This window comes from Pseudomonas botevensis, from assembly GCF_019145475.1.
Classification (GTDB): Bacteria; Pseudomonadota; Gammaproteobacteria; order Pseudomonadales; family Pseudomonadaceae; genus Aquipseudomonas; species Aquipseudomonas botevensis.
On sequence record NZ_JAHTKI010000002.1, the window covers coordinates 300632 to 326093 of the forward strand.

Consider the following 25462-nt stretch of genomic DNA (forward strand, 5'->3'; position numbering starts at 1 on the left):
GGTGCGAATGTCCTTATTTCAATGCATGTTCACTAAAAGTCTGTAGCGGTGTTTCAAGCACCGCGACCGATTCCAGCTGTTCCAGTCGCCACAGATTTTCCAGCAGCGTCTCGGCGCGCTCTCGCGAAATCGCCCGCAGCGCCAGGCTGAAAAACTTTTCCTCCAGCGCCGCATCGCTCAGCGGATTGCCGGGAGCGCCCAGGGGCACCTCGACACACAGGCGCGCCTCGCGCCCATCCACGGTTCGCACGCGGACCCACGGCTCGCCATCCTCGGACAGTTGCCCGTCCACTTCAAGGTGAATGCGCGCCAGCCATTCGGCGATACGCGGGTCTTGCCGCTGCCCTTGGTCGTAGGCCTCCAGCCGGCAATGCCCATGTACAAGGCGGGCGGCGAGGGCGTAGGGCAGGCTCATTTGCGCTGCCGCCAGACTGCCGATGTCACGGCCGCCACACATGTCCTGGAGAAATCCGCACAGGCTCACCTGAACGTCTTCAACCTGATCGGCCTCGACCTGCAACTGCTCCAGCAGCAAGCCGAGTGCATCGATTGCCGAATGCGTGCCGCGACAGGCGGCATAGGGCTTGATCGAGCATCGCGCAAGTTTCCACACATGCCCCAGATCGGCGTCCAGCGCTTCAGGGTGCGCGCTGTCGGGGGCCAGGGTCTTGAGAAACCCTCCCCACACATCTTCGAACAGCATCGACGGCCCGCTGACGCCTTCGCGGGCGAAACTGGCGGCGAGCAAGCCACCCTCGGCGGCCCGACCGCTGTGCAGTTTTTTGCTCAGCGAGCCGTCATGGATAAAGGCCCAGACACCACCGCTGAAACTGCCGGCGATGCCCAGTGCCGAGACAGTTTGCGGCACGCTCAGCCCGAGTATCCGCGCGCAGCCCGCAGCGGCGCCGAACACACCGCAGGTGGCGGTGGAGTGCCAGCCGGCGCCGTTGTGCGCCGAGTAGCTGCCGCAGGCTTCCAGCACCCGCCGACCGATTTCGTAGCCGATCACCACGGCGGTGATGAACTCGCGACCGCTGACCGGCCTGTCGACCATCGACAGCGCGGCCATCACCGCCGGCAACACCACCGCGCCGGAATGATCGCAGCCGCCGGTGTCGTCGAGCTCCAGCGCATGCGCGGCGATGCCGTTGAGCATGGCGGCATGGCCGGGATTGGCGCGCAGTCCCGTGCCCCAGATCAGCGCGGATCCCGAGCCGACAGCCAACACCTGACGCGCCTGCACCGCCACCGAACTCTCGGCCCCGGCCAGCGCCGCGCCGAACGTATCGAGAATGTGCCGCTTGGCTTGATTCACCAGCGCCGGAGGCAAATCCTCAAAACCTGTCTCGACGCAAAACCGCGCCAACCGCTGCATGCGTTCTGTCATACCAGATAGTCTCGGTAATGGCGTTCATACACCGACGCCGGATGATCCGCCGTCACCGGTTGTGCGGTTTGCGTCCACCACTGCGCCACTTCGGCGCCGGTGGCGATCCACACGTCGTCATGCTGTTGAATGCCTTGCAGCAACTCGCGCAGCACACCGATGCGTCCGGGTGTGGCGATGATTTCCGGGTGCAGGCGCAGCACGTAACACAGACCGAAGCGGTGGAACCCGGCGAAGTCCATCTGCAAGTTGCCCAGGGTGTGGCTGTAGGAAGCGATCCGCGATTGCGCCGGGGGCACCGCCGGACTGAGGTTGAAGGCGAAGTAGGGCTCGTCTTCCAGTTCGTAGTGCAGCGGCACCTCGATCACTTTGGCAGCGGTCGGATGGATGAAGGGCAGGTCATCGCCGCGCCACGAGGACGACCACTGAATGCCGTGGTCCTGCAAGGCTTCGATAAACCCCGGCGCGCCATTGCCGGCGGGAATGCGAAAGCCGCCGGGGCGCTTGCCGGTAAGCGCTTGCAATGCGGTGCAACCCTTTTCGACCTCGGCACTCTGCGCCGCCAGATCGAGCAGGTCGTAATCCTGGTGGCGGTAACCGGCGCAGGCAATCTCATGGCCGCCGGCCTGGATCGCGGCGATGTGCTGCGGGTTTTCTTCGGCGACGATGCCGGGGACGAACCAACTGCTGGTCACCCCGAGCTCCTTGAACAGAGCGAGCAAACGCTCGACCCCGCGCTGCGTGCCGTAGCGCCACACCGACAGGGTCTTGTCGCGCCCGGCAACTTCCGGGGCCTGGGTGAGGATGCCGTGGATGTCGTTGTAATCGACGGTCAGCACCACCGCGCAGCGCTTGCCATCCGGCCAGACCTGATTTGGCGAGTGTTTGGAGTCAACCATGGTGATGCTCCTTCAGCCACCAGCGGGCGACGTCGCGGCAGGTGGCGAACCACACGCCATCGCGCTGGCGCATGTGTTCGAAGAGTTGTTCCAGCAACAGGATGCGCCCCGGCTTGCCGGTGATTTTCGGGTGGAACAGGGTGGTCAGGCACAGGCCTTCGTCCATCGCGCCGTCGTATTCGCGCTTCCAGTTGTCGAGGGTCAGCGCGTAGCTGGCGGTGCGGTCGAGACCGGAAGGGAAGTTTGGCGCGCGGGTGTAGGCGAGGGAGGCATAGTCGTCCATCTCCCAGCGCCCGGGGATTTCCACCAGCGGTGTGCTGTGGCCGGGGACGCTGACCAGGTACGGGCGGTCGTCGCCGCGCATGCTGCTGGAATAGATGACGCCGGCGTCGGCGAGCATTGCCGGGGTTTCCGCGCGCCAGTCACCGGACGGCGTGCGAAAGCCCTCGGCGCGGATGTGCAGGTGTTGCCAGAACACCGCTCTGGATTTGTGCATCACGGCCTGCTGCTGTTCCAGCGTCAGGGCGTAGAAGGATTCGTGTTTGTAGCCGTGATAGGCCACTTCATGGCCGCGCTCGACGATGGCCTGGCATTGTTTCGGCCAGTTTTCGACGACCCAGGCCGGGACGAAGAATGTGGTCGGAATGCTGAAGGCGTCGAGCAGGTCGAGCAGGCGGGGCAAGGCGCGATAGGGGCCATAGCCGCCGAAACCGAAATACTCCGGTTTGCGCCAGATCGAGCCGTTGAGCATGGCGTCGCCGGTCGGGCCGTCGAGGTCGAAGGCCAGGGCGAGGCAGGCTTTGTGCCGGTCGGGCCAGCTGGGTTGGGGGGAGGACATGGGTGCGGCGCTCCGGTGGTGGGTCGGTGGGATCTTCTGCGCGGCGGGATCGAACCCTCACCCCAACCCTCTCCCGGAGGGAAAGGGAGCAGATCCTGGTGTTCTTCCGACCTGCGTCTGCCTGAAAAACCGAGCCGAACACAGACCTTGAACAGCATGAAGATCAGCTCCCTTTCCCCCCGCTTCCTGGGGGGAGAGGGTTGGGGGAAGCGATCTCGAGCCTTACTTCCCGGCGTTGATCGTCACTTCCTTGATCGCCCCCAGTTCCAGATCCCACTTCTTCAGGATCGCGCCGTAGCTGCCGTCATCGACCATGCTCTGCAACGCCACTTTCAGCGCCTCACTCAGCTCAGGCTTTTTATTGCTCACGCCCAGACCGCTGAACTGCACGGAAATCGGTTGGCCGACGGTCTTGTACATGTCCTTTTCCTGAGTCTTCAGGTAGGACAGGGTTTCGCTGCCCTGCATCGCCGCGTCGATCCGGCCCTGACGCAGTTGCGCGCGGGCGTCTGCCGAGCCTTCGGTGCCGATCACGCTGATCGCCGGTTTGCCCGCCGCTTCACAGTGGGCCTTGCTCCACTCGGCGATTTCCGCCGGGAAAGTGGTGCGGCGGCTGGTGCCGACTTTCTTGCCACAGAGGTCGGTGATTTCGTTGGTCGCCGCGTTTTTCTGCAAGGTGTAGAACTGCGGGCCGCTGGTGAAGTAGTCGACGAAGGTCACGCTCTTCTGGCGTTCGGCGGTGTCGGTCATGCCTGACAGCACGGCGTCCACACGGTCGGTCACCAGCGCGTTGATCATTTGCTCGAAGCCGGTTTCCTGCCACTTGATCTTCACCCCCAGACGCTCGGCCAGGGCGTTGCCCAGGTCGTAGTCCAGGCCGGTGAGGGTGTTGGTGGCCGGGTCCTTGAAGTCCATCGGCGGGTAGTTGGGCATGATCGCGACGACGATCTCGCCCTTGTCCTTGATGCTGGCCGGCAATTCGGCGGCCACGGTGAAGCCGCAAGACAGGAGGGAAGCGAGTGCTGCTGGAATAACGAAGTTCTTCATGGTCGTTCTCTTATGAGTGTTGTGGCGCCAGCCGGCGCTTAGGTTCGAACGGCAGAAATGAAGCTTTGGGTGCGTGGGTTTTGTGGGCTTATTAGTATCTCTTCGGGGCTTCCAGCCTCCACGATCTGGCCGCCGTCCATGAACACCATGCGGTTGGAAACCTCCCGGGCGAAGCCCAGTTCATGGGTGACGACGATCATGGTCATGCCGGTCTGCGCCAGATCGCGCATCACCGACAGCACCTCACCGACCAGTTCCGGGTCGAGTGCCGAAGTGGGTTCATCGAACAGCATCAGCTTGGGTCGCATCGCCAGCGCACGGGCGATCGCCACACGTTGCTGCTGACCGCCCGACAACTCGATCGGGTAGCTGTTGCACTTGTCGGCCAGGCCGACCCGGGCCAGCAGTTCCATGGCTTCTTCGTGCGCCTCCTTGGGCGAGCGCTTGAGCACCTGGCACGGGCCTTCGATGATGTTTTGCAGCACGGTCATGTGCGGAAACAGGTTGAAGCGCTGGAACACCATGCCGGTGGCCAGGCGCTGACGGGCGATCTGCGATTCCGTCAGCTCGTGCAGTTTGTTGCCGACGACGCGATAGCCCACCAGTTCGCCATCGACCCACAAACCGCCCTTGTCGATCTTCTCCAGTTGATTGACGCAGCGCAGCAGGGTGCTCTTGCCCGAGCCCGACGGGCCGATGATGCACAGCACTTCGCCTTGCTCGACTTCGATGTTGACGTCCTTGAGCGCGTGGTACTGGTCGTAATATTTGTTCAGGGCCACAGCCTTGACGATGCTTCTCATGTGCGATTCTCCTGCGCGGCTTATGAGCGCTTGCCGGCGCCGCGAGCGAAACGACGCTCCAGACGGCTTTGACCAAAGGACAGGACGGTGACGGTGGCCAGATACCAGATGCCGGCGACGATCAGCAGCTCCATCACCCGGGCGTTGGCGTAGTAGATGTTCTGGGCGTTGTAGAGCAGTTCCGAGTACTGGATCACGCTCGCCAGCGAGGTCATTTTCACCATGCCGATGAATTCGTTGCCGACCGGCGGAATGATGATCCGCATGGCCTGGGGCAGGATGATCCGGCGCAGCGCTTGCAGGCGTGGCATGCCGATCGACTTGGCGGCTTCGTACTGGCCGGTGTCCACCGACAAGAGGCCGGCGCGCACCACCTCGGCGGTATAGGCGCCCTGGTTGATGCTCAAGCCGAGCAGTGCAGCCACGAAGGGCGTCATCAGGCTGACGGTGTCGAGTTCGAACAGACCGGGAATGCCGATGGTGGGGAAAATCAGTGCCAGGTTGAACCACAGCAGCAGCTGCAGAATCAGCGGCGTACCACGGAACAGCCAGGTGTAGGTCAGCGCCACGTAGCGCAGGATCGGGTTGGCCGACATGCGCATGATCGCCGTGATCACCCCGAACACGATGCCCAGCGCCATGGCCAGCACGGCCATGATGATGGTGTTGAACAGGCCCCACATGATCGCTTGCGAGGTGAGGAACTGGCCGATGTACGACCATTCGATCTTGCCTTCGGCGAAGGCCCGTACCAGACCGAGGATCGCGATGACGATCACCGTGGCGAAGAAAATCCGCCCGTAATAACGCCGGGGGACGTGCTGGTACTGGGTGATGTCGAACTGGTTTTCGGCCAGTTTGCGCTCCGCCTGGAGTCGTTCTGCCTGAGTCTGGCTCATGGTGTTTCTCCGTACACTGTTCTTACAAATCAACCACTGCCTGGGGGAGCGGGCAGGCCCGGTTCCCACAGGTGTTGTGGTGTGCCTTACAGGCGGAAGCCCTGATAGTTCTCGGTCCACTGTTGCTGCGCCGCGAGGGCGGTTTTCAGTCGGCCGATCTGCTCGCGCACCTGTTGCGGCGCAGTGCCGCCCCAGCCATTGCGGGCAGCGATGGCGGCTTCCAGGGTCAGGCTGTCGCGCACATCGTCGGTCAGGCGCGGGTCGATCTCGGCCAGCAGCGCCGGCGAGGCCTCCCACAATTCGATCCCGTGTCTTTCGCAGGCCTGGACCAGCGCGCCAGTGATTTCGTGGGCCTCCTTGAACGGCACGCCGCGCACCGCCAGCCAGTCGGCCACTTCGGTGGCAAGGGTGAAACCCAGCGGGGCCTGACGCCGCAGTTCGTCGACGTTGACGGTCATGGTCGCGACCATCCCGGCCATGGCCGGCAGCACCAGCAGCAGGGTGTCGACGCTGTCGAGCACGCCGTGCTTGTCCTCACTGAGGTCGCGGTTGTACGACAGCGGCAGCGACTTGAGGGTGGAGAGCAGGCCGGTCAGGTTGCCGATCAGGCGTCCGGCCTTGCCCCGCGCGAGTTCGGCGATGTCCGGGTTTTTCTTCTGCGGCATGATCGAGCTGCCGGTGGCGTAGGCGTCATCCAGATCGACCCAGCGGAACTGGCGCGACGACCACAGGCAGAACTCTTCGGCCAGACGCGAGATGTTGATCCCGAGCATGCTGGCGATGAACAGGAATTCGGCGACGTGATCGCGGCTGGCCACGGCGTCGATGGAGTTTTCGCAGACCCCGGCGTAGCCCATTTCCTTTGCCGACGCTTGGGGCTGACGGGCAATCGCGGAACCTGCCATGGCGGCGGCACCCAGCGGCGACAGCGACGTGCGGGCGTCCCAGTCCACCAGACGTTGCACGTCACGCAGCATCGATTGCGCGTGGGCCAGCAAGTGGTGGGCGAACACGATCGGTTGCGCCTGCTGCAAGTGAGTGAAGCCGGGGCAGATGCTTTCGACGTGCCGTTCGGCCTGGCCGACCAGCGCTTGTTGCAGGGCCAGCACTTCCACCGCCAGGGTGCGGACGTGGTCACGCAGGAACAGTCGCAGGTCGTTGGCCGTCTGGTCATTGCGCGAACGGCCAGCACGCAGCTTGCCGCCCAGCGCGCCGAGGCGTTCGGTCAGCAGGCGTTCGATGAAGGTGTGGACGTCTTCGTCGTCCAGCGTCGGGGCGATGCGCCCGGCACTGAAGTCGGCACCGATGCCATCCAGGGCTTCGAGCATCGTGCGGGTTTCCTGCTCGTTCAGAAGACCGGCGCGCTGCAGCTCTCCGGCGTGGGCCTTGGAGCCGGCCAGATCGTACGGCGTCAGGCGGAAATAACGCTCCGGGCAACGGGACAGGGCCGCCAGGGCTGCGGAAGGGCCGCTTTTGAAACGGGCGCCCCAGAGACGGTCGGTGGTTTGAGACATTTGTTGTTTTCCTCGTCGGTAACGCGAACTGAAATCGGATGCATGACCCCGGAATTTGCGTTGGAAAAACCAGTGGGCGAATTCAGGTCAAAGCAGTTTTCAAGAGGGCAGTTGCAATGTGGCGAGAGCTGATCGAAGTGTCAGCTTTTGATGTTTCGAGATCAGTGTTATGGCACTGATGTGCTGGATTTTTTGGCGGTTGCCAAGCCTTGTTTTCTGTGTTCATTATTATTGGTCGGCGATGTTTTTGTTGTTGGACACAGATTGTTGAACATTGCGCCAGAGGTAAATCAGCATTATGGAAACCCCACTTTCCAATTCCGGAAACCCGCCGATCAAGACGGCTCATCGAGCACCGCTGGCCCTGAGCGGACTGGACTTCAAACTGCTCAAGGTGTTCAAGGCCGTGGTCGAGGCTGGCGGCTTCAGCGCCGCGCAAAACGAGCTGAACGTGGGCCTTGCGGCCATCAGCAAGCAGATTTCCGACCTGGAAATCCGCATCGGCATGCGCCTGTGCACCCGGGGCCGGGAAGGGTTTCACCTGACCGAGGAAGGGCGCCTGGTGTACCAGGCGTCGATTGATCTGTTTGCGTCGGTCGACAACTTTCGTGATCGGCTTAGTTCGGCGCAGAACGAACTTATCGGCGATCTCGGGGTGGGCGTGATTGACAATACGATCAGCGATCCTAATTCGCCGTTAGTTGCTGCGCTTAAACGGATGAATGAAGAATCTCCGAAAGTAAGATTTCAACTTCAGGCCGCACAGCTGGATGAGATTGAAAGAGGCGTGGTAGAGGGACGGTTAGTTGCCGGGATAGTTCCGGTTTATCAACGTCGCGAAGAGTTCGATTATTACCCGCTGTATGAAGAACGCTCGCACGTCTACTGTGCGGTCGGCCATCCGTTGTTCGACATGCCCGAGACACAAATGGACGGCGACGTGCTGCAGCAATACGAGTGCATCAACCACCGCTACGCGATCCATCGCGACAAGCTGAACTACACGCGCTATGACAGTTTTTCCGCGTCGGCGACCCAGGTCGAAGCGGTGGCGTTGCTGATCAAGACCGGGCGTTTCGTGGGCTTTTTGCCGCAGCATTACGCGGCCACGCTGGTGGTGGCGGGCCAGTTTCGCGCGGTGCTGCCGGAGCGGATCAACATCGTCACGCCGTTCAACCTGATCCTGCGTCACAACACCGTGCGTAGTCCGCTGGTGAAAGCCTTCGCTCAGGCGATGGGTGTCGATTTAAAGGCATCAGCCTGAAGCGTCAGGCGCATGGCGCAGCGGCGTTCGGCGGGCAATCCATGGACGCTTTCGTTATTCAACACGCCGGTTAAATACGCACCGGTTTGTTCAACGCTCAATAGCATGAAACCCAGACGTTGATAGAACGGTGCATTCCACGGCAGATCGCGGAAGGTGGTCAACGTCACGGCCTGAAGTTGTTGCCAGTGTGCATGTTCAATCGCCATCAACAGCAACTTGCGACCGATGCCCCGCCCCTGGAAGTGTTGGCTGACGGACAATTCCTCGACATGCAGTTGGTTGTCGACTTGCACCGCCCTTAGAAACCCTGAAAGTTGCCCCTGCGAATCCTCCGCCACCCATACCCGGGCCTGCTGGATCGCCTGCAAATGCTGCTGTGCATCAGGCACTTCGGCATCGGCCAGCCAGGCCAGTTGCGGGTCAAGACGAAACAGCCCGGCGGCAGAACGTTCGATGGCGGGGAGGGCAGGGGCATCGGCGGGAAGTGCGGGCCGGATGGAAAAAGTCATATCTTGATTTGGCCTTATCGATCCTCGCGGGTATGCCACACGCGCAGCAGATAAATAATGGAGGCTTGGATTTCGTAACGCAGTTCGTAGTGGCCGACAATAATTCGGCGCACGTCACGAGGCTCAAATTCTTCCAGGCGCTCACCAATTCGAGGATTACCCAGCAAGAGGTTGGGAGCAGCCACAAGCTGTTGAACCGTATGCGCGGCGGCTGGTTGATTGACTGCAGCCAGAAATTCGTAGAGCCGGGAAACGTCGGAAAGCGCCTTGCTTGTCCACTTCAATTCCATCAGCGCGGTACCGGTAATGGAGCGTCGGTGCTCAGGCTGTCAGCCCATGCCTGGACAGCCTGGTGGTCAATCACGCTACCTGCGTCAACATCGGCCAACGCCTCGCGGGTCAGGCGACTGCGTTCTTCTTCCTGGTCTATCCATGCGGACAGAGCCTGCTTGACGATCCAGTTCTTGGAGCGTTCCAGACGCTCGGCCATTAAATCGACCTTCTCTGCCAGTTGCACAGGGACATGAGCCGTGACGGATCGAGTCTTGGCAGTCGTAGCCATGATCATTACTCCAATGCTGGGAAATACTGCTTGCATGCAGTTGGCGTCAACCGGGCGCAGCGTTCGCGAGCGTCATAGAGGCTGAATAACCAGAAATTAATCATAGTTAATAAGATTGAATCGTCAAGTCACGCGCCACCTTGGGTCTTTCTAAAAAGACCCAAGGCGCAGTAAGACGTAATCGTTCTTGTCAAAGCGTCCGCTCAACACCGGCTGCAATGAACCCAAAGGCGTGTCCTTCAGGGCCTTGAAGTCATTGAGATCCATCATCAGCCACGCCGGGCCGTGCAGCGCTTCGAGCTCCTGAATGGATTCGCTGAACTGCGGTTGCAGGTCCTGGCCGATATTGACCATGAACTTGATCGCCTTGGCGTCTTTGCCCATGCCATGCAGCACCAGCGGCGCGGGGTTGCGCTGAACTTCGGCGAACGCCGCCTGGCTGAACGCCTGTGTGTCGTACAGGCGCCGTTCCACCGGTTCGAACACCAGCACATACATCGACCAGACCGCCAGCACCGCGCTCAGCGCCAGGACTTCGGCACGCCAGCGCGGCATGAACAGCCGCGACAACGCCAGCACTTGCAAGGCGTTGAGCACCACCAGCACCAGGGTCAGATCAGCCAGCGCCTCGGGAAAACGTTGCCGTGCCACCAACAGCCCGACCGCCAACAATCCCGGAGTCACCAGCCATAGACTCTGAATCCCCACGCGCAACCAGCCGAACAACCGGCCGTGCAGCACCTGAAACGGATACGCCGCGATGATAGCCGCCATGGGCAGCATCGGCAGCAGATAGCGGGCCTTTTTTGCCTGCGGGATCGACAGGCCGACCATCACGATCAACCCGGCCGCCGCGCAATATTGCACCAGACGCAGGGCTGGGCCGCGCTGGCGGGGTTTGCTCAGCCACGCCGTCGCCAGGGCCAGCAGGGCCAACGGATATGCCAGCGCGTAGTTGCCCAGGGAACTGGTGAAGTAATACAGCGAACCGCTGACGCCTTCGCTGCCGTCCATGCGTCCCATGAACTGCATGCGAATCACGTCCGCGCGAAAGGCCGGACCGCCGCTGAGGTCCGCCAGCCACAACAGCAGGCCGACGCACGCCGCCAGCAGCACCGCTGCCAACGCGCCAAAGGTCCAGAACCGCGACCACTGGCGATCCAGCAGGTAATAGCTGCACAGCATGCCGGTCGGCACGACGAGACCGATGGGGCCGCGAATGCCGAAGCCCAGCAGCAACAGAACGAAGACCAGCGGCCAGCGCCGGCCGGCGCCGAAGTGATCGTGGGCGTAACCGAGGTAGAACACCGCAAACGCCACGGCGGCCAGCATCAGGTCCTGAGACACCGCTCGCACTTCGGTGATGAAGGTGATCGAGAGCGTCAGCATCGCGATGCTGAGCCATGCCCAGCGTTGCGAATGGGGTGCCAGCAAGCGATACATCAACGTCACGATCAGCGCCCCGGCGAGCGCACTGGGTAGCCACGCCGCCAGGCTGTTGACTGCGCCGAACGGCAACGACAACAGCCAGACAAACAGCGTCGACAGCGCCGAATAATCGGCATACGGCTGACCGTAGGTGGTGGGGAAAACCGTCGGCCCGTGCCGCAGCATCTCCTGGGCGAACAGCACGAAGCGCGAATCGAAACCGATCGGCGCCTGTGCGTAGACCCCGGCGATGAACAGCAGCAACGCCAACAGCCCTGCGATCAGCGACTGCCGGCGAATCGCCGGTGACAGGCCGCCGTTCAAGCGACGTCAGACGTGTGAGGCCACTGATTGAGTGGAATCGGCAGCGTGCGCGACTCCCCGCGACCCATCGGGAAATACTTGAAGCCGTTGCGCGCCAGACGCTCGGCGTCGTACAGGTTGCGGCCGTCGAAGATCACCGGGGCATTGAGGCGTTGCTGGATCAGGTTGAAGTCCGGTGCCTTGAACTGCTGCCATTCGGTGCAGATGATCAGCGCATCGGCGCCCGGCAATACCGATTCCGGGGTGCCCATCAGCATCAGCTTGGGTTCGTCGGGGTACAGATGCTGGGTTTCCTGCATCGCTTCCGGGTCGAACGCACGCACGCTGGCGCCGGCGGCGAACAGCGCTTCGAGCAGTACGCGGCTTGGCGCATCGCGCATGTCGTCGGTGTTCGGCTTGAACGCCAGGCCCCACAGGGCAAAGGTTTTGCCGCGCAGATCGCCCTTGTAGAACGCGTTGATCCGCTCGAACAGCTTGTGTTTCTGCCGCTGGTTGATCGCTTCGACCGCTTGCAGCAAGTCGCTGGAGCAATGGGCTTCCTCGGCGCTGTGGATCAGCGCGCGCATGTCTTTGGGGAAGCATGAGCCGCCGTAGCCGCAGCCGGGGTAGATGAAGTGGTAGCCGATGCGCGAGTCAGCGCCGATGCCCTGGCGTACCGATTCGATGTCGGCGCCCAGGTGTTCGGCCAGCTCGGCGATCTGGTTGATGAAGCTGATCTTGGTCGCGAGCATGCAGTTGGCGGCGTACTTGGTCAGCTCGGCGCTGCGCAGGTCCATGAACATGATGCGATCGTGGTTGCGGTTGAAGGGCGAGTACAGGTCGCGCATCACATCGCGGACTTCCTCGCGTTCGCAGCCGATAACGATGCGGTCCGGACGGCGGCAATCGGAAACCGCCGAACCTTCCTTGAGAAATTCCGGGTTGGAGACGATATCGAACTGCAGCAGGCGGCCGGCCTTGACCAGAGCCTTTTCGATATGGGTGCGCAAGGTGTCACCGGTGCCCACGGGCACGGTGGATTTCTCCACCAGAATCAGCGGCGCTTCACGATGCCGGGCCACGGCGTCGCCGACCGACAGCACGTAGCGCAGGTCGGCGGAACCGTCCTCGCGGGACGGCGTGCCGACGGCGATGAACGCCACCTGACCATGCTGTACGGCGAGTTTTTCATCGGCGGTGAATTGCAGGCGCTTGCCGTCCAGGCCCTCGCGGACCAGGCTGGCGAGCCCCGGTTCGAAGATGCTGACGTGGCCCTGGCGGAGCAGCTCGATTTTCTTTTCATCGACGTCCATGCACACCACGTCATGGCCGACTTCGGCCAGCACGGCTGCCTGGACAAGACCGACATAACCGCTACCAAATACTGTGATTTTCATGGCGAACTCCTGAGTTCAGGCGCACTTACGGGACGCGAATTGATCGTGATGACACCGAGCATGACCAACGCCACGCCCAGCGATCTGGAAAGACTGAAGGTTTCGTGAAACAGCGGCAGGCTGGCCGCCAACAGGTACACCAGCGCATAGCTGATGCTCAGCAGCGAATAGGCCCGGCCCAGCGGCAGGTCGCGCAACGCCGCCAGCCAGCACAGCATCGACAGCGCATAGGCGACGATCGCCGTGAACACCACGGCCAGCGCGGCCACGTCGATATGGCTGAGGCTCAGCCATTGCTCCGGTGGCGGCAGGCGCGTCATGCTCCAGCGCATGCCCAGTTGCGCAGCGCTGACCAGCCCGACGCTGGCGAGGGCAAAAAAGATTCCGCGACGAGTGCTCATGCGTGCTGCCCCAACAACGCCACGCCGCCGAGTACCAGCGCCACACCGAACCAGTGCCGACGGTCGATGTGCTCGCGGAACACGAAGCGGGCGATCAGGGTGATGATCACGAAGTTGAGGCTGAGCATCGGATAGGCGATGCCGACGTCCAGGCGTTGCAACACCAGCAGCCACACCAGCAGGCCGGCGCCCAGTGCACACAAGGCCACCCACAGCCAGGGCGTGCGCAGTTTGTCCGCCCAGGACGAGTCGGCACCGCGCCAACTCTCCACGGCATATTTCTGCGCGACCTGGCCCAGGCACGTCAGCAGGCAAGCGATCAGCAGCAATAACAGGCTCATGACGGATCCTTGGGCAGGATCATCATCACCAGATTGCCCTGTTCGTAACGGATGCCATCCTTGGGCAGCTTGTCGAGCTCGTCCAGTTCGTCCTGCCCCTTGACCCGCATGATCACGCCGACCGAGCCGCTGCGGCGCGCTTCGCGCATCCACTGCTGCACTTGATCGGTATCGACCCGCTGTTGAATGCCGTCAGGATAGGCAAGGCCATATTTCAGTTCGCCTATCGTGTTGTACAACGCGACTTGCGGGCGTTTCAGACGCCAGGCCAGGGCTGACGCCGCGCCCAGGTCGTTGCTCAGTAGGTGCGAGGTCGCAGCCAGTTCGGCCACATGCGGGCGGATGAACTGATCGGGGGTCTTGTTGGACACCACCGATTGGGGCAGGGCGGCCGGCAGCAGCGCCACCAGCAGCAGACTGCCTACGGCCGGCGCCGCCCAGCATTGCAACGGGCGGAACGCTTGCAGCAGGTTGCTGATGATCCAGCCCACCAGCGCAATGAACACCAACACCAGGCTGTGCAGTTCGTGGTCGTAGAGCGGACGCTTGATCTGCACATAGACCAGCGCAATCAGCACCACCACGCCCAGCACCAGGTTCAGCAGGCCATTGATGCCCAGCGCCCGTTCTTGTTCCAGGCGCAGGCGATCGGCCAAGGCATGACCCAGCAGCAAAGCTACAGGCAACAGGCACGGCAGGATGTAGGTCGGCAGCTTGCCGTTGCTCAGGCTGAAAAACACCAGCGGCATCAGCACCCACAGGCCAAGGAACGCGATGCTCGCTTCACGCCGGGTCTGCCACGCCTGTTTCAACGCCACCGGCAACATGCCGACCCACGGCATGCTGAACGCCACCAGCAGCGGCAGGTAGAACCACCAAGGCGCATCGTGCTGGGCATCGTCACCGGCGAAACGGCGGATGTGCTCATGCCAGAAGAAGAACCGCCAGTAGTCCGGTTCCTGGGCGTGTACCGTCAAGACCCACGGCAGGCTGATGAGAATCGCCACGACCACCGCCACCGGGCCGAACAACAGCAGCTCGCGCCAGCGTTTCTGCCAGATCATCCACGGTAGTGCGATCAGCACCGGCAGCAGCCAGGCGAGAAAACCCTTGGTCATGAACCCCATGCCGCATGCCAGCCCCAGCACCGCCCAGGCGGCGAGGCGCTGACGATGGCTGCGGCTGTCGAGGGCAAACCACAATGCAACCAGGCTCAAATTGACCCAGAAGGTGAACTGCGGATCGAGGTTGGCATACCCACCCTGGCCAGCCACCACCGTGAAGCTCATGTAGAGCAGGGCGCAGACGAAGCTCTTGCGCGGGTCGTTCCAAAGGCGCCGGGCGATCAGGAAGCACAACAGCACGCTCAGCCCGGTGGCCAGCACCGAGGCAAAGCGCACGCCGAACAGGTTCTGCCCGAACAACGCCTGGCCGATCGCGATCATCCAGTAGCCGGCGACCGGTTTTTCGAAGTAACGCAGGCCCATGAAATGCGGCGACGCCCAGTGGCCGCTCAGCAGCATTTCCTGGCTGATCTGCGCATAACGGGTTTCATCGGGAATCCACAAGCCATGGCTGCCCAGCGGCAGCAGATAGGCCACCAGGAAAATCCCCAGCAGCAACGGCAATGCCCAGCGTTTGCTCATGCGCCTTGCACTCCCAGCCAACCTTCACGGCCTTCGAGGGCGCCACGTTGCACACGGCCGACCGGCAGTGTGTTGAGGAACTCGGGCAGCAGATTGCCCAAGGGTTGGAAATCAATCTCGCGTTGTCGCGCGTCGATCAATAACCGTCGAAAATCTTCAGCCATCAGAATCCCTTCTACTTCAGCGTGAATCGTGTAGACGTTCAGTTGCTGCGGGCGGAACCGATCAAGGATGAAGGCGTTGAAATCCTTCGCCGCGACATCGGGGCCGACCACTTCATCAAAGGTAGGCAGATCCACCGGGATCTGCGGTGTACCCGCCGAGCCATCGGCCAGTTGCGGACGAAACAGGCGCTGCCCACGGCAATCGCTGTTGTAGCGAAAGCCGAATGTCTGCTTGGCTTCGATCACGCGTTCGTCCGCGCGCCAGCCGGCAGCGGCCGAGCACTGGATCTTCTCGCCGAGAATGTCGCTCAGGGTGTCGACACCCCGGCGAATCTGCTCGATCAACTGCGCATCGCTCCAGCGCCCGGCATTGGCCTGCCAGCCATGGTGATCCCAGGCGTGCAGGCCGACTTCATGACCGGCGTCCCGGGCCTGACGCATCAGGTGCCCGAGATCGCGACCGATCGGTTTGCCCGGCCAGGCGGTGCCGGCCAGCAGAATGTCCCAGCCATACAGGCCGGCAGCGTTGGAACGCAGCATTTTCCAGAGGAACTGCGGACGGATCAGGCGCCACAGATGCCGGCCCATGTTGTCCGGGCCGACACTGAAGAAAAACGTTGCCTTGATCTGCGCCTCATCGAGCATTTCCAGCAGTCGCGGCACGCCTTCACGGGTGCCGCGATAGGTGTCGACGTCAATGCGTAGACCGGCCTGCATCAGCGCTTGTCCGCGATTTCAAGCATGGCCTCACGCAGGAAGAAGTCGAGCGTGTTGCCGATGGTTTCGCGCATTTCCACGGTCGGCTCCCAGTTCAGCAGGCGCTTGGCGTTGGCGATGCTTGGCTTGCGGTGTTCCACGTCTTGATAACCGGCACCGTAGAACGCCTTGCTTTCCACGTCGCGGAAACCGGCGAACGGAGGGAAGTTGTGGCGCAGCGGGTGAGCTTCGAACTGACGCAGCAGCTCTTCGCCCAACTGGCGGATGCTGGCTTCGTTGTCCGGGTTGCCGATGTTGATGATCTGGCCGTTGCAGACGTCGTTGTCGTTATCGATGATCCGCGCCAGTGCCTCGACGCCGTCAGCGATGTCGGTGAAGCAACGCTTCTGCTCGCCGCCGTCGAACAGACGGATCGGGGTGCCTTCCACCAGGTTGAGGATCAACTGGGTGATGGCGCGGGAGCTGCCGATACGCGCCGAATCCAGACGGTCCAGACGCGGCCCCATCCAGTTGAAAGGGCGGAACAGGGTGAAGTTCAGGCCTTTGGCGCCGTACGCCCAGATCACGCGGTCAAGCAGTTGCTTGGACACCGAGTAGATCCAGCGCTGCTTGTTGATCGGGCCGACGATCAGGTTGGAGCTGTCTTCGTCGAAGTTCTTGTCCTGGCACATGCCATAGACTTCCGAGGTCGACGGGAAGATCACGCGCTTGTTGTATTTGACGCAGTAGCGCACCAGCTTCAGGTTTTCCTCGAAGTCCAGTTCGAATACGCGCAGCGGGTTGCGGGTGTACTCGATCGGGGTGGCGATGGCCACCAGTGGCAGCACCACGTCGCACTTCTTGATGTGGTACTCGATCCACTCGGAGTGAATGCTGATGTCGCCTTCGACGAAGTGGAAACGCGGATGGTCGCGCAGACGGTCGATGGCGTCGGAACCGATGTCCAGGCCATAGACTTCGTAGCGATCGTCACGCAGCAGGCGCTCGGACAAGTGGTTGCCGATGAAGCCGTTGACGCCGAGGATCAGTACGCGGGTGCGACGCGGCGCACGGCCGGATTCGGCGCCGCGCAGCAGCGAGCCGTCGACCAGACCCAATTCGTTGGCCAGTTGCGGGCCGCTGAGATACAGGCCGTTGTCGTTGCGCTGACCGGCGGTGATCACCAGCGAATCTTCGCCACAGGCAATGCGCAGCGGATCGACGCTGATCACACGGCCCGGTGCCTGGCCTTCGTTGCCCTTGACGACTTCAGCGCTCCAGACAATCAGCTTGTGCTCGCCCACGGCGCAGAACGCGCCCGGATAAGGCCGGGTCACGGCACGCACGAGGTTGAACAGTTGCTCGGCCGGTTGTTTCCAGACCAGTTTGCCGTCCGCCGGGGTACGACGACCGAAAACCGTGGCCTTGGACTCGTCCTGCGGGGTTTCGGTGATCTTGCCTTGCAGCATGTTCGGCAGGGTGTCGCGCAGCAGGTCGCTGGCGGCGGTACGCAATTTGGCGTGCAGGCTCAGACCGGTGTCGCTGCGCTCGATGGCCACGCGTTGCTGGGCAACGATAGCGCCGGCATCGGCGCGCTTGACCATGCGGTGCAGGGTGACGCCGGTTTCGGTTTCACCGTTGACCAGCACCCAGTTGGCCGGAGCGCGGCCACGGTAACGTGGCAGCAGGGAGCCGTGCAGGTTGAACGCGCCTTTTTTACCGAGCGCCAGCAGTGGCTCGCTCAGCAGGTTGCGGTAGTAGAAGGAGAACAGGTAGTCCGGATTGAGCTTGCTGATGCGCTCGATCCACAGCGGGTGATTGACGTCTTCCGGCGCGTGAACCGGGATGCCTTTCTGCGCGCACAGTTGGGCGACCGAGGCGTAGAACGCGTTTTCTTGCGGATCATCGGCGTGGGTGAACACCGCTGCGATGTCATAACCGCTGTCGAGCAGGGCTTGAATGCCGGCGCAGCCAATATCGTGGTAGGCGAAGACAACAGTTTTTGCACTCATGAGAGAACCTGATCGGACGAAGTGGAAGAAGACAGACCGTCAACAGTGACGGCAGGTGCTGGTGCGGCAGGGTGGCTACGCAGCACTTTTTCAATGAAGAATCGTGGGCGGGCGCGCACGTCGCTGTACATGCGGCCCAGGTATTCGCCAAGCAGGCCCATGCCGATGAACTGGCCACCGGTGAACACGAACAGCACGGCGAACAGCACGAACATGCCGTCACCGGCCCAACCTGCGCCGAACGCCAGGCGCAACACGATCAACGCAACCGCGAACAGCACGCCGAGGCCGGCCATGGCGAAGCCGACGATGCTCAGCAGGCGCAGCGGTGTGGTGGTCATGCAGGTGATCAGGTCGAACATCAGATTGATCAGGCGCATCGGGCTGTATTTCGAGTCGCCATGCTCGCGCTCGGCGTGAGCCACGACGATTTCGCTGGTGTGGCGGGCAAAGCTGTTGGCCAGAATCGGGATGAACGTGCTGCGTTCACGGCAGGCGAGCATCGCGTCGATGATCGTGCGGCGATAGGCGCGCAGCATGCAGCCGTAGTCGCTCATGGCGACGCCGGTGGAGCGTTGCACGGCGAGATTGATCAGCTTCGACGGCCAGCGACGCAGGGCCGAGTCCTGACGGTTGCCACGCACGGTGCCGACCACGTCGAAACCTTTTTCGGCCTCGGCCACCAGCCGTGGAATTTCTTCCGGCGGGTTCTGCAGGTCGGCGTCGAGGGTGATGACCACGTCGCCCTTGCATTGCTCGAAACCGGCCATGATCGCGGCGTGCTGGCCGTAGTTGCGGTTGAGAATGACCGCCACGAACGGGCTGTTCTCGGCCGAGGCGGCGTCTTCGAGCATCTGCGCGGAGTTATCGCGGCTGCCGTCGTCCACCAGCACGATTTCGTATTCATGATTCAGTTGCGCGCAGGCCGCTGCGGTACGACGCAGCAACTCCGGCAGGCTGTCTTCTTCGTTGTAGACCGGGATAACGATCGACACGCATTTAATCGGATAAGGTCTCAAGGGCGTTTTTCCATAAGCTGTTCAATGGCACCGACTACGCGGTCCAGATCCTGGTTGGTCATATCGGGAAACAAAGGGATCGAGCACAGCCGTGCAGAGTTCCATTCGGTGTTGGGCAAGTACAAATCCGGGTCACGCTGGCGATACCAGGTGTGCAGGTGAGTGGCGATGAAATGGATGCCGGTGCCGATGCCTTGCTCCTGCAAGCCCTTCATGAAGGCTTCGCGATCCAGGCCGCAGCGTTCGCTGTCGATGCGCAGGATGAACAGGTGCCAGGCGTGCTGTTGCGGATAGTCCGGCACTGTCAGCGGTTGCACCGGCAGGCCTTCCAGGCGCTGATGGTAGAGACCGGCCAGTTCAGTACGACGCGCGTTGATCGCGTCCAGCCGCTCCAGTTGCACCAGGGCGATGGCGGCGTTGATATCGGCCAGGTTGTATTTGAAGCCGGGTTCCATGACCTGGGCCTGTGGCTTGCGGCCGTGGGTCAGGCGGTCGTAGGCGTCGACGCCCAGACCGTGGAACTTGAGCATGCGCACGCGATTGGCCAGCGCCTCGTCATCGGTGACGAACATCGCGCCTTCGGCGCAGGTCATGTTCTTGATCGCGTGGAACGAAAAGATCGCTGTGCCTTGGGAACCGACATGGCGACCCTTGTAACGGGTGCCGGCGGCATGGGCGGCGTCTTCGATGACGGCAATACCGTGCTTGTCGGCCAGGGCGTAGAGCGGGTCGAGATCGAACGCGGCACCGGCGTAATGCACCGGGATGATCGCTTTGGTGCGCGGGGTGATCGCCGCTTCAATGCGCGCGGCGTCGGTCATCAGCGTGTCGCGGTCAACGTCGACGAACACTGGTTTGGCGCCGAGCAGGGAAATCATGTTGGCGGTCGACACCCAGGTCTGCGACGGCGTGATGACTTCATCGCCAGGGCCGATCCCCAAAGCCAACAGCGTAATGTGCATACCGCCGGTGGCGGACGACAATGCCACGGCATGTCGGCAACCGACGTACTGTGCGAATTGTTCTTCAAGTGCCTGGTTTTTCGGCCCGGTGGTGATCCAGCCCGAGCGTAATACCTGCTCTACGGCCGCAATTTCTTCATCGCCAATACTTGGGCGGGAAAAGGGGAGAAACGCCTGACTCATGAACACCTCAATACCCGGAAACAGAAAATGAACCCAGTCGCAGGCTGGATCCAATCACAGCATAGACGCGAAAAAAACATCTGCATCAATAAGTTGGCTAAACGACACACCGTCGGGTTCGGTTGACTTTTCAGGCGATGCCCGGCAGGTTGAGCGTCGCCGGCAAGGAGCTGTATGACGTGAAGGTTATGCTCGTTTTTGTGAAAGGAACATGAAAAACCGGTCGGCGATTCATTTATCTGAAGCCCATACAGCCACTGTTCAGACTTCTACCGTTTATCGCGCTACTTGTCGGAAAAGTCCTGCGCTAGTGTCCTTTTACTTTAAGAAAATTGCAGTTGTTAGTTGCCGTTTTGAACTGTTTTTACTCAAGGCCTTACGTTTGATTGACTTACCCGTTGCACCGTCCGAACCCCTCAAACCCAACCCGATGAGCCTTTATCTGGCGCGCCTGGCCCCCTCCAGCCAGTTGACCATGCGCTACATATTGCAAGACGCGGCCGATCGCCTCGGTTTCGAGGAAGTGAACATCGAGGACATTCCCTGGCACGGCTTGCAGCCGGAAGATGTGGTGGCCCTGGTCGCGGCATTGCGCGCGGACAACTACGCGCCCAACACGTCTTCGCTGTATGTAAACGCCGTGCGCGGGGTCATGAATGAAGCGTGGAGAATGAGCCTGATCAGTCAGGAACATCTGTTGAAGATGCGCTCGGTCAAAGGCATCGCCGGCACGCGCCTGTCCCAAGGGCGCAACCTGAAACGCACATTGATTCACGAACTGATGGAAGTCTGCGCCGCCGATCCGCGGCCACAGGGCCTGCGCGACGCGGCGGTGATTGCGTTGTTATACGGCACCGGCATGCGCAAGTCGGAATCGGTGGATCTGGACCTGGCTCAGGTCGATTTCACCGAGCGCAGCCTGTGTGTCACCGCCAAGGGCAATAAACAACTGATCAAGTATGCGCCGGCCTGGGCGTTCGCCAAGCTCGATGCGTGGCTGGAGTTCCGCCGTTCACAGCTCAAGGAAGGCGAGAGCGACGACGCCTTTCTGTTCAATCGCATCCGCCGGGGCAGCCACATCACCCGCGAGCGCATCACCAAGCACGCGATCTATTACATCGCCCGTCAGCGCGGTACTCAGGTCGGGGTGAAGATCATGCCCCACGATTTTCGCCGTTCGTTCATCACACGGGTCATCGAAGAACACGACCTGTCGATCGCGCAGAAACTGGCGCACCACAGCAATATCCAGACGACCGCCAACTACGATGTACGCGACGACAACGAGCGGCGGCGGGCGGTGGATCGCTTCGACCTGTAGTCATTGCGCCTCGAAGACGTGGGCCGGGCCAACAATCGACAGTTGAACCGTGCTGCCGGCCGGCGGCGCGTGCATCCCGGAACTGCGCACCAGCAGCGAGCGTCCGGCCGCCGGTTCGCTCAGCTCCACGGTCAGGGTGCAGGTGTTACCGGCGAAGTCGCAATCGGTGACCACCGCAGGGCACCCCTGCGTATCGGCCGGGGTGCTGGACACTTGCAGTTGCTCGGGGCGCAGCATGATCTGCGCCGCGCCGCTGAACCCGTTGCTGTTGACCTGCACGCGACCCAGCTCGCAATGCGCCCATCCGGCGTCGATCTGCGCCGGCATGACCACCGCCTCGCCGAGAAACCGGGCGGTCTGCTCGTCTTGCGGGTAGCGATAGAGATCCATCGGATGCCCTGACTGCACCAACCGACCTTCGCGCATCACCGCCAACTGGTCGGCGAACGACAGCGCTTCGCCCTGATCGTGGGTCACCAGGATAGTGGTCACGCCCGCACCCTCCAGCAGCCGCGCGACCATTTTGCGCATGGCGCCGCGCAGGCCGGTGTCGAGGGCGGAAAAGGGTTCATCGAGCAACATCAGGCGCGGTTGCTGGGCCAGCGCCCGGGCCAGCGACACCCGTTGCTGCTGACCACCGGACAGCTCATGGGGCCAGCGCGTGGCCATGTTGGCGTTGAGGGCCACGCTGTCCATCAATTCCAGAATCCGCGCGGACCGGGCGGCGCCGGTATCACTGAGGCCGAAGCCGATATTGTCGGCCACGCTCAGGTGCGGAAACAGCGCGCCGTCCTGCGGCACATAGCCGATCTGGCGTTGGTAGGCCGGTACGGCGTGGGCGCTGTCGACCAGCGTCTGGCCGTTGAGCGTCAGGCTGCCGGCGTCCGGAAATTCGAAGCCGGCGATCATGCGCAAAAGCGTGGTCTTGCCGGAGCCGGACGGGCCGACGATAACCGTGCGGCTGCCGGTGGGCACCGACAGGCAGATGTTGTCCAGCGCGGTTTGCGTGCCGAAGGATTTGCTGAGGGCGTTGATTTCGAGGGCGTTCATCGGCCGGCACTGCGCCTTGATTGGTGATAGAGAATGGCCGTCAGCGGCAACGACAGCAATACCATCAGCAACGCGTAGGGCGCTGCGGCGGCGTAGTCGATTTCGCTGGTCATGGCCCAGAAACCGGTGGCCAGGGTGCGCGTGCCGTTCGGCGCGAGCAACAGGGTCGCGGTCAGTTCATTGGTGATCGCCAGAAACACCAGCGCAGCACCGGCCGCCGCACCGGGTGCGGCCAGGCGCAGGGTAATCAGCCACAACGCGCGGACCGGCGAGCGGCCGAGGCTCTGCGCGATGTTCTCCAGTTCTACCGGGGCCTGGGCGAACCCGGCGCGCAGGCTGACCAGCGCGCGGGGCAGGAACATCAGCAGGTAGGCGAGCAGCACGGTGATCGTGGTCTGGTAGATCGGCCGGGCGAAATGGATGGTCACGGTCACCAGAGCCAGTGCCACGACAATCCCGGGCAATGCACTGGTGATGTAGTTGCAGCCTTCGAGCAGGCGCTGCAACTTGCCCGGCGCACGGATCGACAGCCAGGCAATCGGAATCGCCGCGAGGCTGGTCAGCAGCGCGCCGGCCACGCCGAATGACAGGGTCTGAAGCAACGCCGGCAACAGCTCGCCACCTTGCCAGACCTCCATGCCACCCGCGATCAGCCATTGGCTCAGGGTCAACAGCGGTACGCCCAGGGCCAACAGGCAGGTCAGCAGCTGCAAGCCGAGGCCCAGCGCCGAGGTAGCGGGTTGCAGCTTCACGGTTCGTTGTTCGCGGGCGCTGCCGGAGCCGACGCGGGCATAACGCGCTTTGCCACGGGCGGCGGATTCAGCGGTCAGCATCGCCAGACAGCACAGCGCCAGGACACTGGCGAGCATGTTGGCGGCCGGGCCGTTGAAGGTCGATTTGAACTGGTCGAAAATCGCCGTGGTAAAGGTGTCGAAGCGAATCATCGCGTACAGGCCGTATTCCGCCAGCAAATGCAGGCCAACCAGCAACGCACCGCCACAGATCGCCAGGCGCAATTGCGGCAACACCACCCGGAAAAACACCGCCCACGGCTTGAGGCCAAGGGATTCGGCGACGTCTTCAATGGCTGGATCGAGACGCCGCAGCGTCGCGGAAATCGGCAGGTAGAGAAACGGGAAATAAGCGATCACCGACACCAGCACGCCGGCCGGCAAACCATGGATAGAAGGAACCAGACTGACCCACGCATAGCTGTGCACGAACGCCGGGACCGCCAGTGGCGCGACCGCCAGTACTGACCAGAGGCGCCGCCCCGGCAGGTTACTGCGCTCGGTCAGCCAGGCCAGCGTGGTGCCGAGGACGATGCAGATCGGCAGTGTAATCAGCACCAGCAACACGGTGTTGATCAGCAATTCGGCAACCCGGGGGCGAAAGATCATGGCCTCGATGGTGGCCCAGCCGGTGTACCACGACACGCCGATCACAAAGCCGATCGGCAGCAGCGACAACAGCGAAACCAGCACCGCCAGCACGACCACCCACGAGCTCCCGCGACCGTCGAGGACGCGGATTCTGCGTGACAGTTTGGCGGGGCGCGTCGTTGCGAGCCCCGCCGGTAGTGGTTCAGGCAACAATTACAGCAGTCCTGCCTGGGTCATCAGTTCGACGGCTTTCTTGCTGTCGAGCTTCGAGGCATCGACTTTCGGCGCGTCGAGGTCTTTGAGCGGCACCAGTTTCGGGTTGGAAGCGGCGTCTTTGCCGACGGCGTACTCGAAGGATTTGCCGGTGCGCAGAACTTCCTGGCCCTGTTTGCCGGTCACGTATTTGAGGAACGCCTGCGCCTCGTCCTGGTGTTTGCTCGACTTCAGCACGCCACCACCGGAGATGCTCACGAAGGCACCCGGGTCCTGGTGCTTGAAGTAGTGCAGGCTGGTGTTCTTGCTGTTTTCACCGGTTTTGGCCTGATCGACGAAGGCGTAATAGTGGTAGATCACGCCGCTGTCGACCTGCCCGGCATTGACGGCCTTGAGTACGGAGCTGTTGCCACGGTAAGCAGTGAAGTTGTCTTTCATGCCCTTGAGCCATGCCAGGGTGGCGGCTTCGCCTTTCTGTTGCAGCACGGCGGCGACGATGGCCTGGAAGTCGGCACCGGCCGGGGAAGCGGCCCAGCGACCTTTCCAGGCCGGACCGGCCAGATCCATCAGGGATTTGGGCAGGTCTTTTTCTGTCAGTTTGCTCGGGTTGTAGACGAACACCGTCGAACGCGCGGCGATCCCGACCCATTGGCCGTGGGCCGGGCGATAAGCCGAATCCACTTGCTCGAGGGTGGCTGGCGCGACCGGGGCGAACAGCTTGGCGTTATCCACCAGCACCATGGCCGGGGAGTTTTCGGTCAGGAACACATCCGCCGGCGAGGCCGCGCCTTCCTGGACGAGCTGGTTGCCCATCTCGGTGTCATCGCCATTGCGCACCGTCACGGGGATGCCGGTTTCCTCGGTGAACCCGGCGACCCATTCCTTGGTCAGGCTTTCGTGCTGCGCGTTGTAGACCACAATACCAACGCTGTCGGCGGCAAACGCCTGACCGGCAACGAGCAATGCCGAGGCCAGCAAGGCTTGCTTCATAAACGACGGAAGGGGTGAATTCATGACCGGAACGCTCCTGCTTTTTTAGACGTTGTGTGAAGGCACTCGCGGCTACGTCAATGCGAATGATTTGCATATTTCGAGCCGCAGGCAATGTAGAGAGGCAAATGAGAAAAAAACGTTAAAAAAACGTTAATACATGTCATTGCCATTCAGGTTAGCAGTGACTCGCCACTCGCACGCTTGCCGTGCGTCACACAAACGTCGT

Annotated in this window: 24 protein-coding genes; 2 read left to right on the forward strand and 22 right to left on the reverse strand. The window is 62.1% G+C overall.

Annotated elements, in window-relative coordinates; genetic code table 11:
* Positions 1-13 precede the first annotated feature (13 nt).
* From KVQ74_RS05035 to argH, 7 genes are all read right to left on the reverse strand, one after another.
* On the reverse strand, positions 14-1387 hold the full coding sequence (locus tag KVQ74_RS05035) for an MmgE/PrpD family protein (protein WP_217829887.1): 1374 nt from the start codon (positions 1385-1387) through the stop codon (positions 14-16).
* Positions 1384-2286 (reverse strand): polysaccharide deacetylase family protein, encoded by a 903-nt coding sequence (locus KVQ74_RS05040; protein ID WP_217829888.1) that lies wholly within the window; start codon positions 2284-2286, stop codon positions 1384-1386. Before KVQ74_RS05040 ends, KVQ74_RS05035 begins: the two co-directional genes overlap by 4 nt.
* Complete coding sequence (locus KVQ74_RS05045; protein ID WP_217829889.1) at positions 2279-3124, reverse strand: polysaccharide deacetylase family protein; 846 nt, start codon at positions 3122-3124, stop codon at positions 2279-2281. Before KVQ74_RS05045 ends, KVQ74_RS05040 begins: the two co-directional genes overlap by 8 nt.
* Before the next feature lie 222 nt (positions 3125-3346).
* Entirely contained in the window at positions 3347-4171 is an 825-nt protein-coding gene (locus KVQ74_RS05050; protein WP_217829890.1) for an ABC transporter substrate-binding protein, read from the reverse strand.
* A gap of 38 nt (positions 4172-4209) precedes the next feature.
* Entirely contained in the window at positions 4210-4974 is a 765-nt protein-coding gene (locus KVQ74_RS05055; RefSeq protein WP_217829891.1) for an amino acid ABC transporter ATP-binding protein, read from the reverse strand.
* 20 nt (positions 4975-4994) lie between these two features.
* On the reverse strand, positions 4995-5873 hold the full coding sequence (locus KVQ74_RS05060) for an amino acid ABC transporter permease (protein WP_217829892.1): 879 nt from the start codon (positions 5871-5873) through the stop codon (positions 4995-4997).
* A gap of 86 nt (positions 5874-5959) precedes the next feature.
* The gene (gene argH / locus KVQ74_RS05065) at positions 5960-7387 is read right to left on the reverse strand and encodes an argininosuccinate lyase (protein ID WP_217829893.1); all 1428 of its coding nucleotides are present in this window, start codon (positions 7385-7387) and stop codon (positions 5960-5962) included.
* A gap of 298 nt (positions 7388-7685) precedes the next feature.
* On the opposite strand from argH, the gene KVQ74_RS05070 reads away from it, so the two are divergent.
* On the forward strand, positions 7686-8651 hold the full coding sequence (locus KVQ74_RS05070; RefSeq protein ID WP_217829894.1) for a LysR family transcriptional regulator: 966 nt from the start codon (positions 7686-7688) through the stop codon (positions 8649-8651).
* Here the strand turns inward: KVQ74_RS05070 and KVQ74_RS05075 are convergent.
* From KVQ74_RS05075 to arnB, 12 genes are all read right to left on the reverse strand, one after another.
* Entirely contained in the window at positions 8615-9163 is a 549-nt protein-coding gene (locus KVQ74_RS05075; protein ID WP_217829895.1) for a GNAT family N-acetyltransferase, read from the reverse strand. The two genes, KVQ74_RS05070 and KVQ74_RS05075, sit on opposite strands and share 37 nt — an antisense overlap.
* Positions 9164-9177: 14 nt before the next feature.
* Positions 9178-9453 (reverse strand): type II toxin-antitoxin system RelE/ParE family toxin, encoded by a 276-nt coding sequence (locus tag KVQ74_RS05080; protein WP_217829896.1) that lies wholly within the window; start codon positions 9451-9453, stop codon positions 9178-9180.
* Positions 9453-9725, reverse strand: coding sequence for a CopG family ribbon-helix-helix protein (locus tag KVQ74_RS05085; protein ID WP_217829897.1), 273 nt, complete (start codon positions 9723-9725; stop codon positions 9453-9455). Before KVQ74_RS05085 ends, KVQ74_RS05080 begins: the two co-directional genes overlap by 1 nt.
* A 150-nt stretch (positions 9726-9875) precedes the next feature.
* Positions 9876-11465 (reverse strand): ArnT family glycosyltransferase, encoded by a 1590-nt coding sequence (locus KVQ74_RS05090; RefSeq protein ID WP_217829992.1) that lies wholly within the window; start codon positions 11463-11465, stop codon positions 9876-9878.
* An 8-nt stretch (positions 11466-11473) separates the two neighbouring features.
* Positions 11474-12853: a UDP-glucose dehydrogenase family protein gene (locus KVQ74_RS05095; RefSeq protein WP_217829898.1), complete on the reverse strand. Its 1380-nt coding sequence runs from the start codon at positions 12851-12853 to the stop codon at positions 11474-11476.
* On the reverse strand, positions 12850-13254 hold the full coding sequence (arnF, locus tag KVQ74_RS05100; protein WP_217829899.1) for a 4-amino-4-deoxy-L-arabinose-phosphoundecaprenol flippase subunit ArnF: 405 nt from the start codon (positions 13252-13254) through the stop codon (positions 12850-12852). The genes KVQ74_RS05095 and arnF overlap by 4 nt, the downstream gene beginning before the upstream one ends.
* On the reverse strand, positions 13251-13595 hold the full coding sequence (arnE, locus tag KVQ74_RS05105) for a 4-amino-4-deoxy-L-arabinose-phosphoundecaprenol flippase subunit ArnE (RefSeq protein WP_217829900.1): 345 nt from the start codon (positions 13593-13595) through the stop codon (positions 13251-13253). Before arnE ends, arnF begins: the two co-directional genes overlap by 4 nt.
* Entirely contained in the window at positions 13592-15241 is a 1650-nt protein-coding gene (gene arnT, locus KVQ74_RS05110; protein ID WP_217829901.1) for a lipid IV(A) 4-amino-4-deoxy-L-arabinosyltransferase, read from the reverse strand. Before arnT ends, arnE begins: the two co-directional genes overlap by 4 nt.
* Positions 15238-16122, reverse strand: coding sequence for a 4-deoxy-4-formamido-L-arabinose-phosphoundecaprenol deformylase (gene arnD, locus KVQ74_RS05115; protein ID WP_217829902.1), 885 nt, complete (start codon positions 16120-16122; stop codon positions 15238-15240). The genes arnT and arnD overlap by 4 nt, the downstream gene beginning before the upstream one ends.
* Positions 16122-18113, reverse strand: coding sequence for a bifunctional UDP-4-amino-4-deoxy-L-arabinose formyltransferase/UDP-glucuronic acid oxidase ArnA (arnA, locus tag KVQ74_RS05120; RefSeq protein WP_217829903.1), 1992 nt, complete (start codon positions 18111-18113; stop codon positions 16122-16124). Before arnA ends, arnD begins: the two co-directional genes overlap by 1 nt.
* Positions 18110-19132, reverse strand: coding sequence for an undecaprenyl-phosphate 4-deoxy-4-formamido-L-arabinose transferase (gene arnC, locus KVQ74_RS05125; protein ID WP_217829904.1), 1023 nt, complete (start codon positions 19130-19132; stop codon positions 18110-18112). The genes arnA and arnC overlap by 4 nt, the downstream gene beginning before the upstream one ends.
* A complete protein-coding gene (gene arnB / locus KVQ74_RS05130) occupies positions 19129-20277 on the reverse strand; it encodes a UDP-4-amino-4-deoxy-L-arabinose aminotransferase (RefSeq protein ID WP_217829905.1) in 1149 nt (382 codons plus the stop codon). Before arnB ends, arnC begins: the two co-directional genes overlap by 4 nt.
* A gap of 430 nt (positions 20278-20707) precedes the next feature.
* Here arnB and KVQ74_RS05135 point away from each other — a divergent pair, with 430 nt between their 5' ends.
* On the forward strand, positions 20708-21598 hold the full coding sequence (locus KVQ74_RS05135; protein WP_217829993.1) for a site-specific integrase: 891 nt from the start codon (positions 20708-20710) through the stop codon (positions 21596-21598).
* Here KVQ74_RS05135 and KVQ74_RS05140 read toward each other — a convergent pair whose 3' ends face one another.
* Genes KVQ74_RS05140 through KVQ74_RS05150 form a run of 3 tightly spaced genes read right to left on the reverse strand, consistent with a single transcriptional unit; the run spans position 21599 to position 25257 of the window.
* Positions 21599-22648: an ABC transporter ATP-binding protein gene (locus KVQ74_RS05140; RefSeq protein WP_217829906.1), complete on the reverse strand. Its 1050-nt coding sequence runs from the start codon at positions 22646-22648 to the stop codon at positions 21599-21601. It lies immediately after the preceding gene.
* A complete protein-coding gene (locus tag KVQ74_RS05145; RefSeq protein WP_217829907.1) occupies positions 22645-24240 on the reverse strand; it encodes an ABC transporter permease in 1596 nt (531 codons plus the stop codon). Before KVQ74_RS05145 ends, KVQ74_RS05140 begins: the two co-directional genes overlap by 4 nt.
* Before the next feature lie 3 nt (positions 24241-24243).
* The gene (locus KVQ74_RS05150; RefSeq protein WP_217829908.1) at positions 24244-25257 is read right to left on the reverse strand and encodes an iron ABC transporter substrate-binding protein; all 1014 of its coding nucleotides are present in this window, start codon (positions 25255-25257) and stop codon (positions 24244-24246) included.
* Between the last annotated feature and the right edge of the window lie 205 nt (positions 25258-25462).

Excerpts from the sequence above, each read along its gene's own strand:
- arnB (WP_217829905.1), bottom strand. The coding sequence starts at position 20,277 with ATGAGTCAGGCGTTTCTCCCCTTTTCCCGCCCAAGTATTGGCGATGAA.
- KVQ74_RS05095 (WP_217829898.1), bottom strand. The coding sequence starts at position 12,853 with ATGAAAATCACAGTATTTGGTAGCGGTTATGTCGGTCTTGTCCAGGCA.
- arnE (WP_217829900.1), bottom strand. The coding sequence starts at position 13,595 with ATGAGCCTGTTATTGCTGCTGATCGCTTGCCTGCTGACGTGCCTGGGC.
- KVQ74_RS05150 (WP_217829908.1), bottom strand. The coding sequence starts at position 25,257 with ATGAATTCACCCCTTCCGTCGTTTATGAAGCAAGCCTTGCTGGCCTCG.
- KVQ74_RS05075 (WP_217829895.1), bottom strand. The coding sequence starts at position 9,163 with ATGACTTTTTCCATCCGGCCCGCACTTCCCGCCGATGCCCCTGCCCTC.
- arnF (WP_217829899.1), bottom strand. The coding sequence starts at position 13,254 with ATGAGCACTCGTCGCGGAATCTTTTTTGCCCTCGCCAGCGTCGGGCTG.
- argH (WP_217829893.1), bottom strand. The coding sequence starts at position 7,387 with ATGTCTCAAACCACCGACCGTCTCTGGGGCGCCCGTTTCAAAAGCGGC.
- KVQ74_RS05070 (WP_217829894.1), top strand. The coding sequence starts at position 7,686 with ATGGAAACCCCACTTTCCAATTCCGGAAACCCGCCGATCAAGACGGCT.
- KVQ74_RS05055 (WP_217829891.1), bottom strand. The coding sequence starts at position 4,974 with ATGAGAAGCATCGTCAAGGCTGTGGCCCTGAACAAATATTACGACCAG.
- KVQ74_RS05035 (WP_217829887.1), bottom strand. The coding sequence starts at position 1,387 with ATGACAGAACGCATGCAGCGGTTGGCGCGGTTTTGCGTCGAGACAGGT.
- KVQ74_RS05080 (WP_217829896.1), bottom strand. The coding sequence starts at position 9,453 with ATGGAATTGAAGTGGACAAGCAAGGCGCTTTCCGACGTTTCCCGGCTC.
- KVQ74_RS05135 (WP_217829993.1), top strand. The coding sequence starts at position 20,708 with ATGAGCCTTTATCTGGCGCGCCTGGCCCCCTCCAGCCAGTTGACCATG.
- KVQ74_RS05045 (WP_217829889.1), bottom strand. The coding sequence starts at position 3,124 with ATGTCCTCCCCCCAACCCAGCTGGCCCGACCGGCACAAAGCCTGCCTC.
- KVQ74_RS05040 (WP_217829888.1), bottom strand. The coding sequence starts at position 2,286 with ATGGTTGACTCCAAACACTCGCCAAATCAGGTCTGGCCGGATGGCAAG.
- KVQ74_RS05060 (WP_217829892.1), bottom strand. The coding sequence starts at position 5,873 with ATGAGCCAGACTCAGGCAGAACGACTCCAGGCGGAGCGCAAACTGGCC.
- arnT (WP_217829901.1), bottom strand. The coding sequence starts at position 15,241 with ATGAGCAAACGCTGGGCATTGCCGTTGCTGCTGGGGATTTTCCTGGTG.
- KVQ74_RS05085 (WP_217829897.1), bottom strand. The coding sequence starts at position 9,725 with ATGGCTACGACTGCCAAGACTCGATCCGTCACGGCTCATGTCCCTGTG.
- arnD (WP_217829902.1), bottom strand. The coding sequence starts at position 16,122 with ATGCAGGCCGGTCTACGCATTGACGTCGACACCTATCGCGGCACCCGT.
- KVQ74_RS05140 (WP_217829906.1), bottom strand. The coding sequence starts at position 22,648 with ATGAACGCCCTCGAAATCAACGCCCTCAGCAAATCCTTCGGCACGCAA.
- KVQ74_RS05050 (WP_217829890.1), bottom strand. The coding sequence starts at position 4,171 with ATGAAGAACTTCGTTATTCCAGCAGCACTCGCTTCCCTCCTGTCTTGC.
- arnA (WP_217829903.1), bottom strand. The coding sequence starts at position 18,113 with ATGAGTGCAAAAACTGTTGTCTTCGCCTACCACGATATTGGCTGCGCC.